The organism is Mycobacterium sp. pW045, from assembly GCF_041287085.1.
Taxonomy (GTDB): Bacteria; Actinomycetota; Actinomycetes; order Mycobacteriales; family Mycobacteriaceae; genus Mycobacterium; species Mycobacterium algericum_A.
This window is the reverse complement of sequence record NZ_JBGGKU010000003.1, coordinates 15,307-35,366: the sequence shown is the minus strand read 5'-3', so window position 1 is coordinate 35,366 and position 20,060 is coordinate 15,307. Positions and strand designations below refer to the sequence as shown.

The following is a 20,060-nucleotide window of genomic DNA, read 5'->3' as shown; positions in this document are numbered from 1 at the left end:
AACAGCTCAGCGCCGCGGGCCGGGCAGCCGCAGGGACACCCGCCTGCCAGCGGAAGACCAGCGAAGCGGCGTACAGTCGTCGGTGGCTCATTAAATACGCTAACTAACTATCGGGCGATGTTCCCGGCCCAGATTAGGAGTCTTGCGATGGCACGAACCGGCCGATTTCCTGGAGACACCTGGGACCTGGCCTCCAGCGTGGGCGCCACCGCGACCATGGTGGCGGTGGGCCGCGCGGTGGCCAGCCGCGGAAACGGCATCGACCGGCCGCTGATCAGCGATCCCTACGCCGAGCCGCTGGTTCGCGCGGTGGGCGTGGACTTGTTCAGCAAGCTCGCCAGCGGCGAGCTCAGCCCGGCCGACTTCGACGACGGCGAGGCCGAAGACGGGGCGACGATGCTGTCCCGGATGTCGGACAACATGGCGGTGCGCACCCGGTTCTTCGACGAGTTCTTTTTGCAGGCCGCGGCCGACGGTATCCGGCAGGCCGTCATCCTGGCGTCCGGGCTCGACGCCCGCGCCTACCGGCTCGACTGGCCGGCCGGCACCACCGTCTTCGAGATCGACCAGCCCGACGTGATCGAGTTCAAGACCCGGGTGCTGGCCGCCCAGGGCGCCGAGCCGGCCGCCGATCGCCGGCCGGTCGCCGTCGACCTGCGTGACGACTGGCCCGCCGCGCTGCGGGCGGCGGGTTTCGACCCGTCCGCGGCGACCGCCTGGAGCGCCGAGGGCCTGCTGGCCTACCTGCCCGCCGACGCCCAGGACCGGCTGCTGGACACCGTCACCGCACTGTCGGCGCCGGGCAGCCGGTTCGCCGTCGAATGCACCCCGCCGCTGGACCCGTCCGACGAGGACACCGCGCGCAAGCGGATGCGGGAGGCCGCGGAGCGGATGCGCAGCCGCGGCCTGAATCTGGACCTCACCGAGCTGGTCTACTTCGGTGATCGCAATGCGGCCCCCGGCTACCTCGCCGAGCGCGGCTGGCGTCTCGACAGCCGCACCATCAACGAGTTGTTCGCCGCGCACGGGCTGCCCCAGCTCGAGGAGGCCGACAGCTACGGCGGGCTGACCTACGTCACCGCGATCCTGGAAGGAGGACACTGATGACACGCAGCGGCGGCGCACGATCAGCTGGGGACAGCTGGGACCTGGCGTCCAGCGTGGGCACCACCGCCACCATGGTCGCGGTCGGCCGCGCGCTGGCCAGCCGGCAACCCGACGCGCTGATCGACGACCCGTTCGCCGCGCCGCTGGTGCGCGCGGTGGGGATCGAGTTCTTCAACCGGCTGCTCGATGGTGAGCTGGAACCGGCGGTCGCCGAGGACGCCCACGCCACCGCCGGGCCGATGACCGAGGTGATGGCGGTGCGCACCCGGTTCTTCGACGACTTCTTCCTGCAGGCCGCGGCCGCCGGCATCCGGCAAGTGGTCATCCTGGCCGCCGGACTGGATTCGCGGGCCTATCGGCTGGGGTGGCCGGACGACAGCGTCGTCTACGAGATCGACCAGCCGGAGGTAATCGAGTTCAAGTCCCGAACCCTGGCCGAGCTCGGCGCCGAGCCGACCGCGGAGCGCCGGACAGTCGCCGTTGACCTGCGCGACGATTGGCCGGACGCGTTGCGCCGCAGCGGATTCGACGAGACAAAGCCGACCGCGTGGAGCGCCGAGGGCCTGCTCATCTATCTGCCCCCGGAGGCGCAGGATCGGCTGTTCGACAACATCACCGCGCTCAGCGCGCCCGGCAGCCGGCTGGCCACCGAATACCACCCCGACGGCGCGGCGGCGCTCACCGATTCGAATCAGTCGGTGGGCCGGCGCTTCGCCGACCAGGGCCTGGACCTGGACATGGCCGACTTGGTCTTCGCCGGCGAGCGGCGACCCGCCGGCGACTACCTGGTCGAACATGGGTGGCAGGTCAACGGTCGCACCCGGACCGAAGTCTTCGCCGCCTATGGCCGCAGCTTCCCCGACGAAGCGGAAATCGTTGCGGGATTGCGCAATTCGGTGGCGATCGAGGCGATTCGCAGCTAGCGCTAGGCTACGTCGAAGTCCGGCAGCGCCAGGTCGGGCGCCGCGAAGCCGTGGTCGCCACCGAGCAGTCCCCACACGTCGCTGAAATCCGCGGAGCCGGCCGGCGGCAGCGGCGGGTCGGTCGGTGCGATAACGCCCGATCCGGTCAGGTAGGCGATACCCCGGGCCAGCGTGTCGGTGGTATCCACCACCAGGCCACCGGTGAATTGGACGACCTGCTGGAGGAATTCGGCCAGTCCGCTGACCAAGAAGATGTCCTGGTCGACGATCGACTGTAGGAATTTGTCGATTTCGGTGACGACGAGGTTGAGCCCGTAGGGGATGGAGGTGACGATCGTCCGGATCCCCAACATGATCTCGTTGCCGATGTTCGGGTAGCCATACATCGCTATCGCGTCGGTGAGCGCCTGTTTGAGGTCCACGGGCGAGACGACGCCGTTGAGGACGGTCGGGTCAAACGCCATCGAGACACCGTCGAAATCCGAGCGCATCGGGACCCCGAACAGCGACAGGATCGTGGGCGTGATGTCGGCGATGGAGTAGTTCAGATTCTGGCTGCCGTCGGTGGCGTGATCGCCGGCCTGATCGAAGATGACGAACTGCGTCGTCTCATTCGGCGACTGGAAGCCATGACCGAAGCCCAGCGACTGCTGGTGGCCGTGGTCGGTGGTGATGAGAATCGACCAGTCGTCGCCGGTGATCGCCTTGACCGCGGCTATCGCGTCCAGGATCTCCTTGATGTTGGCTCCGGTATTCACCACGGCCTGCGCATACTCGGCCGAACCGCCCCCGAAGCTGTGCCCGGCCTCGTCCACTTGCACCTGGTAGGAGAACAGGAAGTTCGAGATGTCATCGGGGTTGTTCGCAGTGGCCATGATCTGGGCGATGGTCTGCGCGGTGACCTGCGCGTCGGTGGTGGCCCAGTCGTCCTGGAACGGGACGAAGATGTTGTGGTCCACCGGGTGGCCGCCCGCGCCGGCGATGCCGTTGATGTAGTCCCAGTCGGCGATCACCGAAGTGTTGACCTCCGGCTTGTAGTACTCGAGCATGTTGAACACCGTCGGCCACTTGTCGTACGGCTCGGGCCGGAACAGGTTGTTGACCACACCGTGCTTGTCGTCCCAGACCCCGGTGAGAATCGTCGACCACGACGGCCCGGAGATCGTGGTGTGGTTCACCTCGGTCGCCGCGCCGGTGATGCCTTGGTCCATCGCGATCTTGAACCCGCTGTCGTCGTTGTAGGCGTACTCCAGGATCTTGGACAGGTTGGTGCCGTCCACCCCGATCAGCAGCACGTGCTCGGCGGCCAGCCACCAGTCCAGCGCTGCGGGGCCCACATGACCGATCGGCACGCCGGCCGCGGCCCCCGTTCCGGCGACCACACTCGCGAGGGCGGTACCGCACACAAACTGCTTGATTGATGTCACGATCGATTCCCTCGTCGAAGTTCCGCCCAATAGCGGCGACACTAGCAGGACACCCAGGGAAAACTCAGATTTCCTTAACTATGGTGCTAACTTTTTCTATATCGGCGGTGAAGAAAAGCCGGTCCGGTATAACTGCATCGATGGTGCTCAGAGTCAAGGTGTCGCCCGATCTGATCGACGGGGACGTCGACGAGGGCTACGGCAAGATCGCCGACGCATTCCGCGCCAACTTCGCCGGCGGCCGCGAGGTGGGTGCCGCGGTCTCGGTATACCGCGACGGCGTCAAGGTGGTCGACCTGTGGGGCGGCTACCGCGACGGCGTCACCATGGCGTGCTGGCAGCGCGACACCATGGTCAACGTCTTCTCGACCACCAAGGGTGTCGCCGCCCTGGCCGTGGCATTGGCGGTCTCGCGTGGACTGTTCGGCTATGACGACAAGGTGGCCGACCACTGGCCGGAGTTCGCCCAGGCCGGCAAGGGCGAAATCACCGTCCGCGAGCTGCTCGGTCATCAGGCCGGCTTGTGTGTGCTCAAGCCGGTGCCGTCCCTCGCCGACGTCGCCGACCCTCAGCGGCTGGCACCGATACTCGCCGCCCAGCGGCCGGTCTGGCCGCCCGGCACCCGGCACGGCTATCACGCGATCACACTGGGCTGGTATGAGTCCGAGCTGATCCGTCGCACCGACCCGGCCGGCCGCACCCTGGGCCGGTTCCTCGCCGACGAGATCGCCATGCCCCTCGGCTTGGACTTCTGTATCGGACTGCCGAAATCGGTGTCGCGCCAGCGCGTGGCGCTGTTGCACCACTGGAAGCGGGCGGAGGGGCTGCTGCACCTCAAGGCGATGCCGATGCGGCTGGTGGCCGCGTCGTTCAATCCGGTCGGCTTGCTGACCCGAGCGGGGTGCCTGCCGAGCAATGTCACCCCGTGGGACGGGGACTACAACCGTGACGACGTGCGTGCGATCGAGATCCCCTCGGCCAACGGAATCGGCACCGCATCGTCGATCGCATGCCTTTATGGTGCTGCGGCAACCGTACATCCGGCGCTGCCGCTGAGCGCACCGGTGCGCGATGCGCTCGCCGCGATGCCGGCGTCACCAAGCCGCGGTGAACGCGACAAAGTGCTGGGGGTCAAGGTCCGCTTCTCGCTGGGGCTGTCCAAACCGGGGTTCGGCGGCGTCTTCGGTTCCTCGGATGCCGCTTATGGCACACCGGGTCTGGGCGGGTCTTTCGGCTTCGCCGATCCCGATACCGGTATCGGTTTCTCCTACGTGATGAACCGCCTGGGATTTCACCTCTACAGCGATCCGCGCGAGCTCGCGCTGCGCCGCGCGCTGTTCTGCGACGTGCTGGGTGCCAGACCGCAGACCTGACCGCAGGGTGCCTACATGTGTTCCGGGCAGTAGTGCGCGGTCGAGATGGCGGCGAACTCCCCCGCCTTCTGGATGGTGAAGCCGGGGTTGGTGGCCTGCACCGCGACGACGGTGTCCATCGGGGACAGCCCGGCGTCCATCAGTTGGCACACGGCGCGGCCGGCCGACACCGCGGCCTGGTCGTTTCCGGAGTGGCTGAGCCCGGCGCCGGTCAGGGTGGCGAGGAACTGCCCGTCGACACCGGTGGGTGCGGCGTGGGCAGGCGCCGCGAGGCCGACCATCGCGCTCAGACCCGCCAGCAGCAGTAACCGTTTCATGCTCCCCAGCATGGGCGGCACTCGTTAAGCGCGCGTTACCGAGCTTTTACTGTCGCGGAAGCAAAATGTTGAATCTGTGTTACGCGCTCACCAGCGCGATTCGCCCAGCCACAGCACCTGAGCGCCGTTGACCGACCGCCCCGCCTGCTCGACGATCCCGGTCAGCGACCGCACCAGCAGCGCCCCGACCGCCTCCGACAGCGCCGCCGCCGGCTGCGACGACGGACGCGGCCGGACGAACTCCCACAGTGATGAGCCGGGATAGCGCACCGTGCGGACCTGCGCGTCGGGGTCGAGCCCGGCCAGCACCTTGGCGCGCCGCACCGCGGTGCGCAGTCCGCCCAGCTCGTCGACGAGGCCGCGTTCGGCGGCGTCGGCGCCGGTCCACACCCGCCCCCGGGCCACCGCGTCGACCGCCTCGGTGGACAGCTTGCGGCCTTCGGCGACCCGCGCGACGAAGTCGGTGTAGAACAGGTCGGCTTCGGTCTCGACTTGTCCCTGCTGTTCGGCGGTGAACGGGGCGTTGATCGACCAGGCGTCGGCGTTGGCACCGGTGCGCACGGTGTCGGTGCCGACTCCCAGGCGGTCCTTGAGCTCGCGGGCGACCAACTTGCCGGTCACCACGCCGATCGACCCGGTGATGGTGCCCGGGTTGGCCACGATGGCGTCGGCGCCCGCCGAGATGTAGTAGCCGCCGGATGCGGCGACCGCGCCCATCGAGGCGACCAGCGGTTTGCCGGCGTCCCGGGCCTGCTGCACCGCGCGCCAGATGGTTTCCGAGCCGGTGACCGAACCGCCCGGGCTGTCCACCCGCAGCACGATCGCGGCGACGTCGTCGTCGGCGGCGGCCTCGCGCAGGGCGGCGGCGATCGTGTCGCCGCCGACACTGCGGTTGCCAAAGGGCGACAGCTGCGGTCCGCCGGAGCCGCTGACGATCGGCCCGGCCACCGTCACCACGGCGATCGCCGGCTTGGGTTTGCGTCCGGGCAGGCCCGGCCGGGCCCCCTCGGCGGTGGCGTTCGCGTAGCGCGACAGGTACAGCCGAGCCGGCGCGTCGTCATCGTCGGCACCTGAGATTCCTTCGGCGCCAACGAGTTCAGCGATGCGGTCGTAGGCCTCGTCGCGAAAACCGATCTGGTCGATCAGGCCCGCCCCGATCGCGTCGTCACGCAGCAACGGCGCCCGGTCGGCCAGCTCGTCGACGACGCCGCCGTCCAGATTCCGGGATTCGGCGACGGCCCGGCGCACCTGCGCGTGCAGGCTTTCCACCAGCGCGGTGTCGGCCTCGCGGTGCGCATCGGTGTAGGAATCCTGGGTGAACAGGTTGGCCGCCGACTTGTATTCGCCGCGGGCGACGAACTGCGCTTCGATGCCGGCCTTGTCCAGGGCGGTGCGCAGGAACGTCGCATTGGTGGCGAAGCCGATCAGTCCGAGCGTCCCCGAGGGTTGCATCCACACCTCGCCGAACGCCGACGCCAGGTAGTAGGACAGGGTGCCCGGGTAGGTCTCCGCCCACGCCAGCGACGGCTTGACCGCGGTGAAGTCGGCGATCGCGGCCCGAAGCTCCTGGACCGGGCCGGCAGCCGCGGACGAAAGCTGCACCCGCGCGATCAGTCCGGCGACTCGCGGGTCTGCGGCCGCGCGGTGGATCGCACCCACCACGTCACGCAGCACCGGCGGCTGGCTTCCGGAACGGAGCAGCGCCAGCGGGTCGAAGCCGCCGGTCTCGTGCGGCAACGACTGCAGGTCGAGTTCGAGCACGACACCGTTGGGCACGCCGTGGTGCCGGGCGGTGTCGATACGACGGGCCACGCCACGCAAGTCATCCAGGCCGGGCACCCCGGGCAGCAGGGAGAACATGGATTTCAGCCTACCGGCGTGGCCTCGCTCCGTTTCTCAAGCTCGGGCCCGCTACCCCACGAGGCTTCCGGGGGCGCCGGCACCTCCCGCGCCGCCCGTGCTTCCGCTGGGCGCACTCCCTGGAGAGCCCGGGTCTCCGGCTGCTGAGCCGCCGGTGCCACCGGTGCCGCCCGCGCCCCCGGTGCCGCCGTTTCCGCCATCGCCGCCGTCGCCGCCGTCACCGGTGAAGACCCCGATGAAGTCGCCGCCGGCCGCACCGCCGGTGCCACCGTCGCCGCCGTTGGTGCCGGGCGCCGTGCCCGAGCCACCCTTGCCGCCGGCGCCTCCATCACCGCCAAAGGCACTCAAGGCGTTGCCGCCACCGGCACCACCGGTACCCCCTGTACCGCCGGTGCTGCCGGCCGCGGTGCCGGCAGCGCCACCGGTGCCACCGGCGCCGCCCGTGCTGCCGGGTGCAAGACCGAGGAGGTTGTCGCCACCCTCGCCGCCGGTGCCCCCCTGACCGCCGACACTGCCTACCCCGCTGCCGGCGGCGCCACCGGTACCGCCGGCGCCGCCCGCGCCGCCGGCCAACACACCGACAACGTTGCTGCCGCCGGCGCCCCCGGTGCCCCCCTGGCCGCCGACACTGCCTACCCCGCTGCCGGCGGCGCCACCGGTGCCGCCGGCGCCGCCGGTGCTACCGACTGCCAGACCGGCAAGGTTGGTGCCACCGGTGCCGCCGGTCCCGCCCTGGCCCCCGACACTTCCGTCGGCGTTGCTCGCGGCACCACCGTCGCCGCCGGTGCCGCCCTCGCCGCCGCCGAGGGCTCCGGCCAGGCCGTCACCGCCATGCCCGCCCACACCGCCTTGCCCGGCGATGCTGCCGGCCTGGTCGGCGGCGGCGCCGCCGGTGCCGCCCGTACCGCCAGCGCCACCGTTTCCGCCGAGCACGGAGATGGCGGCGTCACCACCCTTGCCGCCTTCGCCACCCGCGCCGCTGATACCGGCGGCGCCCTGGTCGACTCCACTTCCGCCGCCGACGCCAGCCACGCCGCCGGCGCCGCCGTGGCCGCCCTGAGCGCCGGCGCCACCCAGGCCGACGAGAACGCTCCCACCTTGACCGCCGGTGCCGCCGACACCGCCGGCGCCGCCGGCGCCATTGCTACCGACGAGCCCGCCGTTGGCGGTGCCGGCGACACCGCCGACACCACCGAGGCCGCCGACGCCACCCACGGCGCCGGCCTGCGCCCCGCCGAGGCCCAGGGCAGCGAGTATGGCATCCGCACCGTTACCGCCGTCACCACCGGTGCCGCCGGTACCGCCCGCGCCACCGGCGCCGGCGTTGAAACCGTTCCCGCCGGTACCACCGACGCCACCCGCACCGGCATTGCCGCCCATGCCGGGGAGAGTGGGGCTGATCGACGCGTTGATGCCGTTCGTTCCGGTCACACCGGTACCGCCCTGGCCGCCGGTGCCGCCGTCGCCGCCGTCGCCCTGCAGCGCGTGGCTGCCGTCGGTTTCCAGGCCGCCCTGACCACCGTTGCCGCCGGTTCCACCCTGTCCGCCGGTACCAGCGGCAAGGGTCGTGGTGCCGGCCATGCCTTGCGCACCGTTGCCGCCGAGGCCGCCGTCACCACCGACGCCCGCGTGACCGTCTGCGCCGGCGCTGCCGGCGTCACCGGCGTCCGCCGGGTTGTTTCCGGCTCCGTCCAGACCGCCGGCGCCCGCGGTGCCGGCAGCGCCGCCGTGGCCGGCGTTGCCGCCTGTGCCGCCCGTCCCGCCATTGCCGCCATCGGCACCATCCGCCGTGGGCGAGGTGTACCCGGTGCCGCCGGTGCCGCCCGCCCCGCCGTCGCCGCCCTGGCCACCGTCGCCGGCGGCGCCGCCCTTCCCGCCGGCACCGACGCTGCCGTTGGCGCTACCGGTACCCGCGGCGCCGCCCTGGCCACCGCTGCCGCCGTTGCCGCCAACCCCGCCGTCGATGCCATCGCCGCCGGTGCCACCGATGCCACCGGTGCTGCTGCCCACCGTTCCCGTCGTCCCGGTGTTGCCGGTGCTGCCGTTGCCGCCGGTGGTGCCGGTCGCGCCGTCGCCGCCGACGCCACCCTCGCCGCCGTTGCCGCCGACACCTTGCACACCGGTGGCGCCGGCTGTTCCCGAGTCCGCCCGGTCGACACCCGCCCCGTTCAGGCCGCCGAGGCCTGCGGTGCCGCCCTCGCCGCCGTCACCGCCGGTTCCGCCTGCGCCGCCGATGCCACCATTGCCGCCGGACAGCCCGCTGGTGCCGGGTTGGTCGTAGCCGGCGCCGCCGGTGCCGCCGTTGCCGCCGGTGCCGCCCTGGCCGCCGGTGCCACCGTTGCCGCCGACACCGCCGGCGCCCACCACGCCGTCCGTGGAACCCGTGCCCGCCGCGCCGCCCTGGCCGCCGGCCCCGCCGTTGCCGCCCGCTTGACCCTGCCCACCGGTGTGCCCGGTCTCGCCGGTGCCACCGTCGGGCGTCGCGCTGGTTCCCGCCGTGCCCACGCCACCGTCCGGACCAGTCGTTCCGATTCCGCCGGCTGCGCCGTTGCCACCGTTGCCGCCCAGGCCGCCGTTGCCGCCGGTGCCCTGCTCACCAACCGCGCCATCAGCACCGGCGGCCGCCTGACCGTTCAGCCCGGTCCCGCCGGCACCACCCTGGCCGGCCGCACCGCCGGCACCCCCGGCACCACCGGCACCACCAACCGCCCCGTCACCACCAGAAGTACCCGCCGCCGCACTCAGATCGGTCGCCGCGTCATACCCATCACCGCCATCACCACCGCGGCCACCGGTGCCACCGGTACCACCATTGCCCCCAACCCCACCAACACCACCAAGACCCTGGCTGCCATCGGTCGAACCATGACCGGCCGCACCACCATTGCCCCCAGCACCACCATCACTGCCCGCACCACCGATCTGACCGGTCCCACCAGCAGTACCAGCAGTCGCCGCCGTCGTCGCCGTGCCATCGATGCCGTCATCACCGGCCGAACCGACCCCACCGGCCACCCCATCAAACCCGCGACCACCCACACCACCATCGCCACCATCACCACCGACACCCTGAGCGCCATCAAAACCACTCGCCGACCCAGCAGCAGTCAGACCACCCTTACCCCCGGCACCCCCATCACCACCAGCACCACCATCCTGACCAACACCACCAGCCACCCCAGCCTGCGTCGAATCATCACCATCAGCGCCATCAGCACCATTCCCACCCCGACCACCAGCACCACCAGAACCGGCTGTGCCATCAGTGCCACTGGCCGCCTGGCCACCGCCACCCAGACCGCCGGCGCCACCCGCCGCGGCATTACCGCCGTTGCCACCAGCGCCACCGGTGGCGCCGGCCTCACCGGCATTCACCCCATCAGCACCAAGAGCACCCGTCGACCCATCACCGCCGGAACCACCATTGCCACCAACACCACCGGCACCCTGATTGCCGGTGACGCCATCAGCACCCGAGTTCGCCTGACCGTTCAGCCCGGTCCCGCCGGCACCACCCTGGCCGGCCGCACCCCCAGCACCCCCGACACCACCGGAACCACCAACGGCACCATCACCACCAGAAGTACCCGCCGCCGCACTCAGATCCGACGCAGCGTCATACCCATCCCCACCATGACCGCCGCCACCACCGCTGCCACCAGTCCCGCCATTGCCCCCGGCCCCACCAACACCACCAACACCCTGGCTGCCATCGGTCGAACCATGACCGGCCGCACCACCATTGCCCCCAGCACCACCATCACTGCCCGCACCACCGGCCTGACCCGTGCCACCAGCACCACCAGCAGTCGCCGCCGACATCGCCGTGCCATCGGTGCCGTCCTCACCGGCCGTGCCAACCCCACCGGCAACCCCATCAAAGCCGCGACCACCCACACCACCATCGCCACCGTTACCACCGGCACCCTGGGCGCCATCAAAACCACTAGCCGACCCAGCAGCAGTCAGACCACCCTTACCCCCGGCACCCCCATCACCACCAGCACCACCATCCTGACCAACACCACCAGCCACCCCAGCCTGCGTCGAATCCTCACCCGCCGCACCTACAGCACCGTTCCCGCCCCGACCGCCATCACCCCCCTGCCCCGCGACGCCATCCTCCCCGTCGCCGGCGCCGCCGGTACCTCCTTTGCCGGCGTTGCCGCCGTCACCGCCGGTGCCGCCGGCCATCCCCTTCGCACCTGGAGCCAGACCCTCGTCACCGGCCAAACCGGTAGCGCCATTACCACCGGAACCGCCCTCACCCCCGGTGCCCAACAGGCTGCCGTTTCCGCCTAGGCCGCCGTTGCCGCCGCTGGCGCCCGGCGGCGCGTTCGGGTCGGTCGCGGGGTCATAGCCGTCGCCCCCGTCACCGCCGTTGCCCTGCTGGCCGGACGGGCCGTGACCGGCTTGGCCGTCCGAACCGGGTGTCGAACCGGAGCCACCGTCACCGGCCGCGCCGGCCTTACCGACCGCACCGCCGTCACCACCATTGCCGGCATCGGGACGCGTGGCGATCCCGTCGGCGCCACGGCCGCCGTCGGCGGCCATACCCGCGTCGCCGCCGTTGCCACCGCTGCCACCGACGCCCTGGCTGCCGGCGGTCGCGCCGTTGATGCCCGCGCCGCCCGCACCGCCATCGCCGCCCCGACCGCCGGCCGCGCCGCTACCCCCCGCACCACCGTTCCCGCCGGTGCCGGTGCCCGCGTTGTCGAACGTGCCGGCTGCACCCTGCACACCGTCACCGCCGTTGCCGCCGTTGCCTCCGGTGGCTCCGGCACCGCCCTGGCCGCCGTGATGACCCGCACCGGAGCCGGTACCGCCGGCGCCGCCGGTGCCACCCGACTGGCCGGCGACGCCGTCGGCACCGGCCTCGCCCGGCTGGGTACCCGAGCCGCCGTTGGCGCCGCTGGCCCCTGCGGTGCCGTCGCCGCCATCGCCGCCGTTGCCGCTGCCATTGGCGTCGCCGCCATTGCCGCCACTGCCACCGTTGGCGCCGCCGTCGCCGCCGTCGGCGCCGTCGCCCTGCACGGCGCCGCCATCCCCGCCGTCACCGCCGTTCCCGCCGGTGCCGGTGCCCTGCCCGGCGCCGCCGTTTCCGCCGGCCCCGCCGTTGCCGACCTGGCTGCCGCCGTCACCGCCCCCGCCGCCGTTTCCGCCGTCGGCATCGTCGCCGCCGCCTCCGCCGTGGCCGCCGGCCCCGCCGTTGCCGATGGTTCCGCCGCTGCCACCGGCTCCGCCGGCACCGCCGGCCACCCCCGGTGTCGTCGAGGTGAAGCCATCGCCGCCGTCACCGCCGTGGGTTTCGGTGGGTGCCGGACCGGATCCGTCGGCCCCGCCGCTGCCCGCCGCTCCGGTGCCCGTGGCTCCGCCGGTGCCGGCTGCGCCGCCCACGCCGCCCGCGCCGGTGGTGCCGGCGTCACCGGCGTTCCCGCCGGCACCGCCATCCGGATGGTTCTCGTCACCGTCAGCGCCATCACCGCCGATACCACCGGCTGCGGCGTTGCCGCCCGCGCCGCCGTCACCACCGTTGCCGTTGCTACCGGCCGCCCCGCTCGGCGAGGTCGCCGCGCCGCCATTGCCACCGGTGCCACCGGCGCCGCCGGTCCCACCGTTGCCTCCCGCTTGTCCATCATTGCCCGCGTCGCCGGCGTTGGCGCCGTTGGTGCCGGCCAGCCCGGCGGCCCCGTCACCGCCGCGACCGCCCTCGCCGGCATTACCGCCGGCCCCGCCGTTGGCACCGGTACCGCCCGCGCCACCACTGCCGCCGGTACCGCCGCTGCCACCGGACGTGCCCGACGCCGCACCGGCGGCGACTGCGTCATATCCGGCTCCGCCATTGCCGCCGGTACCTCCGACGCCACCATTGCCGTCGGCTGCGCGGGTGGTGCCGTCGGCTTCCAGCCCGCCCTGCCCACCGCTACCGCCGGCGCCGCCGTTGCCACCGGCGGTTCCGTTCGGGGCGGTGGCGATGCCGTCGATGCCGTCGATGCCGTTGCCGCCATTGCCCCCGTTGCCCCCGATCCCGGCGTGCCCGTCGGCGCCGTCGGCGGCGACCACTCCGTCGCCGCCCACACCGCCGGCGCCACCGCTTCCGGCATTGCCGCCGTTGCCGCCGCTGATTCCGGCGGTGCCATTCGGGTCGCTCCCCGTGCCGTCGGTCCCGGCCGCGCCGTCGGCGCCATCGCCGCCGTCTTTGCCGTCCCCGCCAGCACCGCCGGCCCCGGCGGTGCCGTTGCTGCCTGCGGCACCGGAGCCACCGAACAACCACGCGCCCGCGCCGCCAGCGCCGGCCTGTCCACCGGCGCCGCCGTTCCCGCCGGCGCCGCCGTTACTTCCGTTGCCGCCATTGCCGTCACCGCCGCCTGCGAAGGAGCCTGCCGCCCCCTCGAAGCCGTCACCGCCGGTGCCCCCGGCGCCACCGGCACCGCCGGCACCGCCGTTACCGCCGATGCCGAGCCACGTCGAACCGGCCCCGCCGTCGCCGCCTTTACCGCCCGTCGTGCCCGTGCCGCCGTCGCCGCCAGCCACCCCGGCGGCCGGGGAGTCCGCGCCGTCGGCGCCGGTCAGACCCGCGCCGCCCTTGCCTCCGTTGCCTCCGTTGCCCCACGCACCCATGCCGAAGAAGTCTTGGGCCTGACCCGAGGACCCGCCATTGCCACCGTTCCCAGCAACCAGCGCAACCGTCGCAGCGCCACCGGCTCCGCCATCGCCGCCGTGGCCCCACATCTCGCCACCGTGACCGCCGTTACCACCATCAGCACCCAGACCGCCGGCGCCACCATCACCACCGTTGCCGATACCGCCGGCGTGGCCGCCGTTACCGCCGGCTACACCCTCGATGTCCGAGGTCCAGCCGTTACCGCCGTCGCCGAACCAGAGCCCACCGGCCTGGCCGTTCACGCTGTTCTCGGTGCCGTCGGCGCCGTTGCAGATCATCCCGCAGAAGTTCTCGGTGAACGGCGCGAAGATCTGGTTGATCACGCCATTGACCTGCGACCCGAAGTCCGAGTTGATCCAGTCTTGCAAAAGTGCATGCAGCGGCATGTAGAAGTAGGTGTCCCACAGCTGGGCTATCTCCATCCCAGTCGCATCCGCCGAATCGGGCAGATCCCAGGCCGAGCCGACCCACTCGGGCGTAAGGGCTTGAGTGTCGGCTTCCAGACCGAGCCAGCCCAGGAAATCGTCAAACCCGACGTCCGCGCGGGCGTCCGGCGCGGCAGCCAACGGCGCCATCCCGAACGCCAGGAACGCGGCTACCGCGCTGCCGGCCCCTGCGACGCGCCGTGCAGCACTGCCGTGCCGCCCGTTGGACCTGGAACGCAGCCGCCGCCTCATATGCCCAACGCCTTCCCAGCCGACCCGGACCAGTGATCTACGTCATGCCGGTCCGTATCTCGTTATACGAGACTGTGGCGCGCATATCAAGGCTTTATTTTTCGTGTCCGTCAAAAGGCCAGGTCAGACGAGAATCGCACCCCATCCGGCTGGATGGAGTGCGATTTTTCGACCGTGATTTCCCTGAGAAATCCTACAGTTCGGTGGCGGTGCCCCCGGCCGCGGTGATCTTGTCGCGGGCGCTACCGCTGAACTTGTGCGCGGTGACGTCGGCCTTGACCGTCAGCTTGCCGTCGCCGAGCACCTTGACCAGCGTGTTCTTGCGGACGGCGCCCTTGGCCACCAGGTCGTCGACACCGATGGCGCCGCCGTCCGGGAACAGCCGGTTGATGTCGCCGACGTTGACGACCTCATACTCGGTGCGGAACCGATTGCGGAAGCCCTTCAGCTTCGGCAACCGCATGTGGATCGGCATCTGCCCGCCCTCGAACCGGACCGGCACGTTCTTGCGGGCCTTGGTGCCCTTGGTGCCGCGACCGGCGGTCTTACCCTTGGAACCCTCACCGCGACCGACGCGGGTGCGCTTGGTCTTCGACCCGGGCGCGGGGCGCAGGTCATGCAGCTTGATGGTCATTCGGCTTCCTCCACTTGCACGAGGTGGTGGACAACCCGGATCAGGCCACGGGTCTGGGGGTTGTCCTCACGCACCACCGACTGGCGGATCTTGCGCAGGCCCAGCGTGCGCAGGCTCTCGCGCTGATTCCAGCGAGCCCCGATGGTGCCGCGGACCTGGGTGATCTTCAGATTTGCCATGGTTATGCCGTGCCTTCCCGGGCGGCGCTGGCGGCAAGCGACTCGCTTTCCCGCCGGGCCTTGAGCATCGCGGCCGGCGCCACATCTTCGATCGGCAGACCACGTCGGGCCGCCACCTCTTCGGGACGCTGCAGCATCTTCAGCGCGGCCACGGTGGCGTGCACCACGTTGATCGCGTTGTCGCTGCCCAGCGACTTGGACAGGATGTCGTGCACCCCGGCGCATTCCAGCACCGCACGCACCGCACCGCCGGCGATCACACCGGTACCGGGGCTGGCCGGGCGCAGTAACACCACACCGGCGGCCGCCTCGCCCTGGACGGGGTGGGTGATGGTGCCACGGATCAACGGCACCCGGAAGAAGCTCTTGCGGGCCTCCTCGACACCCTTGGCGATCGCGGCCGGGACCTCCTTGGCCTTGCCGTAGCCGACCCCGACCATGCCCTTGCCGTCACCGACGATCACCAGCGCGGTGAAGCTGAACCGGCGGCCACCCTTGACCACCTTGGATACCCGGTTGATCGCGACGACGCGCTCCAGGTAGTTGCTCTTGTCGCCGTCCCGGCCGTCACGGCCGCCGCGACCACCGTCGCGGCCACCACGCCCGCCCCGGTTGTCACGAGTGTCGCGCCCGTCGGTACGGGGGGCGCTGCCCGTGTCGGGACCTGCCGAGGAGGCCCCTGTCGGCTGCTCCGCCATCATGCGGTCCTTCCAGTCATGTTCATCAAGTCAGTCGTCCGGCGCATCAGAACTTCAACCCGCCCTCGCGGGCCGCGTCGGCCAATGCCGCGATCCGTCCACCGTAGGTGTAGCCGCCGCGGTCGAACACCACGGTCTGCACGCCGGCGGCCTTGGCTCGCTCGGCGATCAGCTGGCCGACCCGCACACTGTGTGCCTTCTTGTCGCCGTCCACACCGCGCACGTCGGCCTCGATCGAGGACGCCGCGGCCAGCGTGTGACCGGCCAGGTCGTCGACCAACTGGACGTGAATGTGCCGCGAAGAGCGGTGCACCACCAGGCGGGGACGCTCCGGGGTGCCGGCGATCTTCTTGCGCAGCCGCGCGTGCCGACGCACCCGGTGCGTACGCCGGGCCTCCGAAACGCTCTGCCCGATGGGCTTGCGTGCCCCGGTGCCTGCTTCTGATTGCGCCATGACTACTTACCTGTCTTTCCGACCTTGCGGCGAACCTGCTCACCCTCGTAGCGCACGCCCTTGCCCTTGTAGGGGTCGGGACGGCGCAGGCGGCGGATGTTCGCCGAGATCTGACCGACCTTTTGCTTGTCGATGCCCGAGATCGAGAACTTGGTGGGCGTCTCCACCGCGAAGGTGATGCCCTCCGGCGCCTTGATCAGCACCGGGTGGCTGTAGCCCAGGGCGAACTCGAGGTCGGAGCCCTTGAGTGCCACACGGTAACCGACCCCGAAGATCTCCATCTTGCGGACGTAGCCCTCGGAGACGCCGGTGATCAGGTTCGCCACCAGGGTGCGGCTCAGGCCGTGCAGCGACCGGTTACGCCGGTCGTCGTCCGGCCGAGTCACCACGATGGCGCCGTCGTCGTTGCGGGCGACGTTGATCGGCTCGGCCACCGTGAGCTCCAGGGTGCCCTTGGGCCCCTTGACCGATACGTTCTGGCCATTGATGGTCACGTCGACCCCGGCGGGAACCGGGACCGGCTGCTTACCAATACGCGACATGTCTGCTACTCCCTCACCACACGTACGCGAGGACTTCGCCGCCCACGCCCTGCCTGGCCGCCTGACGGTCGGTGAGCAGACCCGAAGACGTGGAGATGATCGCCACGCCCAGGCCGCCGAGCACCCGCGGCAGGTTGGTCGACTTCGCGTAGACCCGCAGGCCGGGCTTGGACACCCGGCGCAGACCGGCGAGACTGCGCTCCCGGTTCGGGCCGTACTTCAGGTTGACCACCAGCGCCTTGCCCACCCGGGCGTCTTCGACGTGGTAGTCGTTGATGTAACCCTCGCGCTTGAGGATCTCGGCGATGTTGGCCTTGATCTTCGAGTGCGGCAGGGTCACCTCGTCGTGATACGCCGAGTTGGCATTGCGCAGACGGGTCAAGAAGTCCGCGATCGGGTCCGTCATGGTCATTTAGGCTGCTCCTCCACCCTCACCAGCTGCTCTTCTGCACACCGGGCAGCTCGCCGGCGTGCGCCATTTCGCGCAGGCAGATTCGGCACAGGCCGAACTTCCGGAGCACCGCGCGCGGACGGCCGCACTTGTTGCAGCGGGTGTAGGCGCGCACCGCGAACTTGGGCTTGCGGGCCGCCTTGTTAACCAACGCCTTCTTCGCCATCAGGTCACTTCTCCTTGAACGGAAAGCCGAGTGCCCGCAGCAGCGCTCGTCCTTCGTCGTCGTTCGTCGCCGAGGTGACGACGGTGATGTTCATTCCACGCGGGCGGTCGATGGAGTCGACGTCGATCTCGTGGAACATCGACTGCTCGGCCAGCCCGAAGGTGTAGTTGCCCGAGCCGTCGAACTGCTTGGGCGACAGCCCCCGGAAGTCGCGGATACGCGGCAGCGCGATCGAGGTGAGCCGGTCGAGGAACTCCCACATCCGGTCACCGCGCAGCGTCACCCGGGCACCGATCGGCATGCCCTCGCGCAGCTTGAACTGAGCGATCGACAGCCGGGCCTTGCGGATCTCCGGACGCTGGCCGGTGATCAGCGCCAGGTCGTTGACCGCGTTGTTGATCAGTTTGGCGTCGCGGGCGGCTTCGCCGACGCCCATGTTCACCACGACCTTCACCACGCCCGGGATCTGCATCACGTTGGCGTAGTTGAACTCTTTGTTCAGCGCGTCCCGGATCTCTTCGCGGTATTTCACCTTCAGCCGGGGCTGAATCTTCTCTGCCGTCGTCATCTCTAGATGTCCTTGCCGTTGCGCTTGGAGACGCGAACCTTCTTGCCGGACTCCTCGTCCACCCGGTAGCCGACCCGGGTGGGCTTGCCGTCGGAGTCGACGACCATCACGTTCGAGACGTGGATCGGGGCTTCCTGCGTGACGATCCCGCCCGAGGAGGCGCCGGCCTGGTTGGCCGAGTTCGCGACGTGCTTCTTGATCCGGTTGACGCCCTGGACCAGCACCCGGTTGCGGGCCGGATAGGCCTGCAGGACCTTGCCCTTGGCGCCCTTGTCCTTGCCGGCGATGACCAGCACGGTGTCGCCCTTGTGGACCTTCATCTACAGCACCTCCGGGGCCAGCGAGACGATCTTCATGAACCGCTTCTCCCGCAGCTCGCGGCCGACCGGCCCGAAGATGCGGGTTCCGCGCGGGTCGTTGTCGGCCTTGATGATCACGGCCGCGTTCTCGTCGAACTTGATGTAGCTGCCGTCGGCGCGGCGACGCTCCTTGACGGTGCGCACCACGACGGCCTTGACGATGTCACCCCGCTTGACGTTGCCGCCGGGGATGGCGTCCTTGACGGTCGCGACGATGACATCACCGATGCCGGCGTAGCGCCGCCCCGAGCCGCCGAGCACCCGGATGCACAAGATCTCCTTGGCGCCGGTGTTGTCGGCGACCTTCAACCGCGATTCCTGCTGAATCACCAGATCTCCTCAATAATCGGGACGACGCGCGGCATGACGAGTCGCATGCCGGGATCTCCCCGGTCGTGCATGGTCTTCTTATCGCCGAAGGGCACGCGGGGCCAGCTTGCGCCGGCCGAGGTCTGCCCTCGGCAACCCCTAGAGCTTAGGTGACGGACCGCCCAGCACCAAATCGACGCCATCGCCGCTCCCCGTGCCGCGAGCGGGCGTGTTTGCACCCGACACGCCGGGATAAGTCGTACCACTATGCACGTTCGCGCCATGGGGCTTTCGCTGCCGCCGCCGTTACGCTGCGGTGGTGAGGAAGACGCGCCTCGACACCGGACGCATTCAGGCGGCGCGTCAGCTGATTGACCCGATGTTTCTTGACACTCCGCTGTATCGCTGTGCGGCGTTGGAGGCCAGCCTGGGCTGCCGGCTCAGCATCAAGCTCGAGACGGCGAACCCGGTACGCAGCTTCAAGGCTCGCGGCACCGAGGTGGTGACGAATCAGCTGGTCGACAGCGGATCGCGGGCCGCGGTGTGCGCCAGCGTCGGCAACTTGGGCCACGCCCTGGCCTGGTCCGGTCGCCGCCGCGGAATCGACATCACCGTCGTGGCGTCGCATTCTGCGCCCGCGGTCAAGCTGGACCACATCCGCGCATTAGGAGCCCACCTTGAGCTGGCGGACGGCGATTTCGATGTGGCGCGCGATCAGGCGGCGGCTATCGCTCAACAGAAGGGCATCCGGCTGGTCGAAGACAGCCGCGATATCGAGACCTGCGAGGGCGCGGCGACCATCGGGCTGGAACTGGTGGCGGTCGCCGGATCGTTCGACGCGGTCCTGATCGCGCTGGGCGGCGGTGCGCTGGCCACCGGCGTGGGCCACGTACTGAAAACTCTGGCACCCGAAGTCGAGGTGATCTGCGTCCAGCCGGCCGGCGCCCCGGCCATGACGCAGTCGTGGCACCACCGGCGGGTTGTCACCGCCGACTCGGCGGACACCATCGCCGACGGTGTCGCCAGCCGTCGGCCCATCCCGGCCGTGCTGGAGGACCTTCTCCTGGTTGCGGACGACGCCGTCCTGGTCCAGGAATCGACCATCGTCGCTGCTATGCGGATGCTGTTCACCCATGCCGGTCTCGTTGTCGAGCCGTCGGCTGCACTCGGCGTCGCGGCGATCCTCGAAGACCCCGACCGCTTCGCCGGCCGGCACGTGGTCACCATCGTGTGCGGCAGCAATGTCGACGCAGACGCCTTTCATCGCTGGGTCGGGCCCGTTCAAGGCCGGTGAACGTGCGTCTATGTACGTCTTGGCCCGGCGCGTTCCGCACAAACACGCACGCTCGCCC

General features: G+C 70.6%; 18 protein-coding genes. 4 read left to right on the top strand and 14 right to left on the bottom strand.

The features are described 5' to 3' along the window. Positions 1-147: 147 nt before the first annotated feature. The gene (locus ACAG20_RS05015; RefSeq protein WP_370491767.1) at positions 148-1,104 is read left to right on the top strand and encodes a class I SAM-dependent methyltransferase; all 957 of its coding nucleotides are present in this window, start codon (positions 148-150) and stop codon (positions 1,102-1,104) included. After that, entirely contained in the window at positions 1,104-2,030 is a 927-nt protein-coding gene (locus ACAG20_RS05010) for a class I SAM-dependent methyltransferase (RefSeq protein ID WP_370491766.1), read from the top strand. Before ACAG20_RS05015 ends, ACAG20_RS05010 begins: the two co-directional genes overlap by 1 nt. Before the next feature lie 2 nt (positions 2,031-2,032). Here ACAG20_RS05010 and ACAG20_RS05005 read toward each other — a convergent pair whose 3' ends face one another. Further along, positions 2,033-3,457 (bottom strand): alkaline phosphatase family protein, encoded by a 1,425-nt coding sequence (locus tag ACAG20_RS05005; RefSeq protein WP_370491765.1) that lies wholly within the window; start codon positions 3,455-3,457, stop codon positions 2,033-2,035. 140 nt (positions 3,458-3,597) lie between these two features. Here ACAG20_RS05005 and ACAG20_RS05000 point away from each other — a divergent pair, with 140 nt between their 5' ends. Beyond that, positions 3,598-4,830, top strand: coding sequence for a serine hydrolase domain-containing protein (locus ACAG20_RS05000; protein WP_370491764.1), 1,233 nt, complete (start codon positions 3,598-3,600; stop codon positions 4,828-4,830). An 11-nt stretch (positions 4,831-4,841) separates the two neighbouring features. Here the strand turns inward: ACAG20_RS05000 and ACAG20_RS04995 are convergent, their stop codons facing one another. The 13 genes from ACAG20_RS04995 to rplN all read right to left on the bottom strand — a co-directional run bounded on the left by ACAG20_RS04995 (position 4,842) and on the right by rplN (position 18,729). Continuing rightward, the gene (locus ACAG20_RS04995) at positions 4,842-5,147 is read right to left on the bottom strand and encodes a DUF732 domain-containing protein (protein WP_205868815.1); all 306 of its coding nucleotides are present in this window, start codon (positions 5,145-5,147) and stop codon (positions 4,842-4,844) included. Between the two features lie 87 nt (positions 5,148-5,234). Further along, positions 5,235-7,007 (bottom strand): signal peptide peptidase SppA, encoded by a 1,773-nt coding sequence (gene sppA / locus ACAG20_RS04990; protein WP_370491763.1) that lies wholly within the window; start codon positions 7,005-7,007, stop codon positions 5,235-5,237. A 51-nt stretch (positions 7,008-7,058) separates the two neighbouring features. Next, positions 7,059-14,348 carry a PGRS repeat-containing protein gene (locus tag ACAG20_RS04985; RefSeq protein ID WP_370491762.1) on the bottom strand — a complete coding sequence of 2,430 codons (7,290 nt, stop codon included), beginning with the start codon at positions 14,346-14,348 and terminating at the stop codon, positions 7,059-7,061. Between the two features lie 193 nt (positions 14,349-14,541). Further along, positions 14,542-14,982 carry a 50S ribosomal protein L15 gene (gene rplO / locus ACAG20_RS04980; protein WP_112687979.1) on the bottom strand — a complete coding sequence of 147 codons (441 nt, stop codon included), beginning with the start codon at positions 14,980-14,982 and terminating at the stop codon, positions 14,542-14,544. Next, the gene (rpmD, locus tag ACAG20_RS04975; RefSeq protein WP_064855866.1) at positions 14,979-15,161 is read right to left on the bottom strand and encodes a 50S ribosomal protein L30; all 183 of its coding nucleotides are present in this window, start codon (positions 15,159-15,161) and stop codon (positions 14,979-14,981) included. Before rpmD ends, rplO begins: the two co-directional genes overlap by 4 nt. A 2-nt stretch (positions 15,162-15,163) precedes the next feature. Further along, entirely contained in the window at positions 15,164-15,859 is a 696-nt protein-coding gene (gene rpsE / locus ACAG20_RS04970) for a 30S ribosomal protein S5 (protein WP_112687997.1), read from the bottom strand. Positions 15,860-15,905: 46 nt separating this feature from the next. Next, complete coding sequence (gene rplR / locus ACAG20_RS04965) at positions 15,906-16,274, bottom strand: 50S ribosomal protein L18 (protein WP_193466396.1); 369 nt, start codon at positions 16,272-16,274, stop codon at positions 15,906-15,908. A gap of 41 nt (positions 16,275-16,315) precedes the next feature. Continuing rightward, entirely contained in the window at positions 16,316-16,855 is a 540-nt protein-coding gene (gene rplF, locus ACAG20_RS04960) for a 50S ribosomal protein L6 (protein ID WP_370491761.1), read from the bottom strand. Positions 16,856-16,868: 13 nt separating this feature from the next. Continuing rightward, entirely contained in the window at positions 16,869-17,267 is a 399-nt protein-coding gene (gene rpsH / locus ACAG20_RS04955; RefSeq protein WP_029249222.1) for a 30S ribosomal protein S8, read from the bottom strand. A gap of 19 nt (positions 17,268-17,286) precedes the next feature. After that, positions 17,287-17,472: a type Z 30S ribosomal protein S14 gene (locus tag ACAG20_RS04950; RefSeq protein WP_019737213.1), complete on the bottom strand. Its 186-nt coding sequence runs from the start codon at positions 17,470-17,472 to the stop codon at positions 17,287-17,289. Positions 17,473-17,476: 4 nt separating this feature from the next. Further along, complete coding sequence (gene rplE / locus ACAG20_RS04945; RefSeq protein WP_112687985.1) at positions 17,477-18,040, bottom strand: 50S ribosomal protein L5; 564 nt, start codon at positions 18,038-18,040, stop codon at positions 17,477-17,479. A gap of 2 nt (positions 18,041-18,042) precedes the next feature. Then, positions 18,043-18,360 (bottom strand): 50S ribosomal protein L24, encoded by a 318-nt coding sequence (gene rplX, locus ACAG20_RS04940; RefSeq protein WP_013830248.1) that lies wholly within the window; start codon positions 18,358-18,360, stop codon positions 18,043-18,045. After that, the gene (rplN, locus tag ACAG20_RS04935; protein ID WP_370491760.1) at positions 18,361-18,729 is read right to left on the bottom strand and encodes a 50S ribosomal protein L14; all 369 of its coding nucleotides are present in this window, start codon (positions 18,727-18,729) and stop codon (positions 18,361-18,363) included. Positions 18,730-19,027: 298 nt separating this feature from the next. Here rplN and ACAG20_RS04930 point away from each other — a divergent pair, with 298 nt between their 5' ends. After that, positions 19,028-20,002, top strand: coding sequence for a threonine/serine dehydratase (locus ACAG20_RS04930; protein ID WP_370491759.1), 975 nt, complete (start codon positions 19,028-19,030; stop codon positions 20,000-20,002). Positions 20,003-20,060 lie beyond the last annotated feature (58 nt).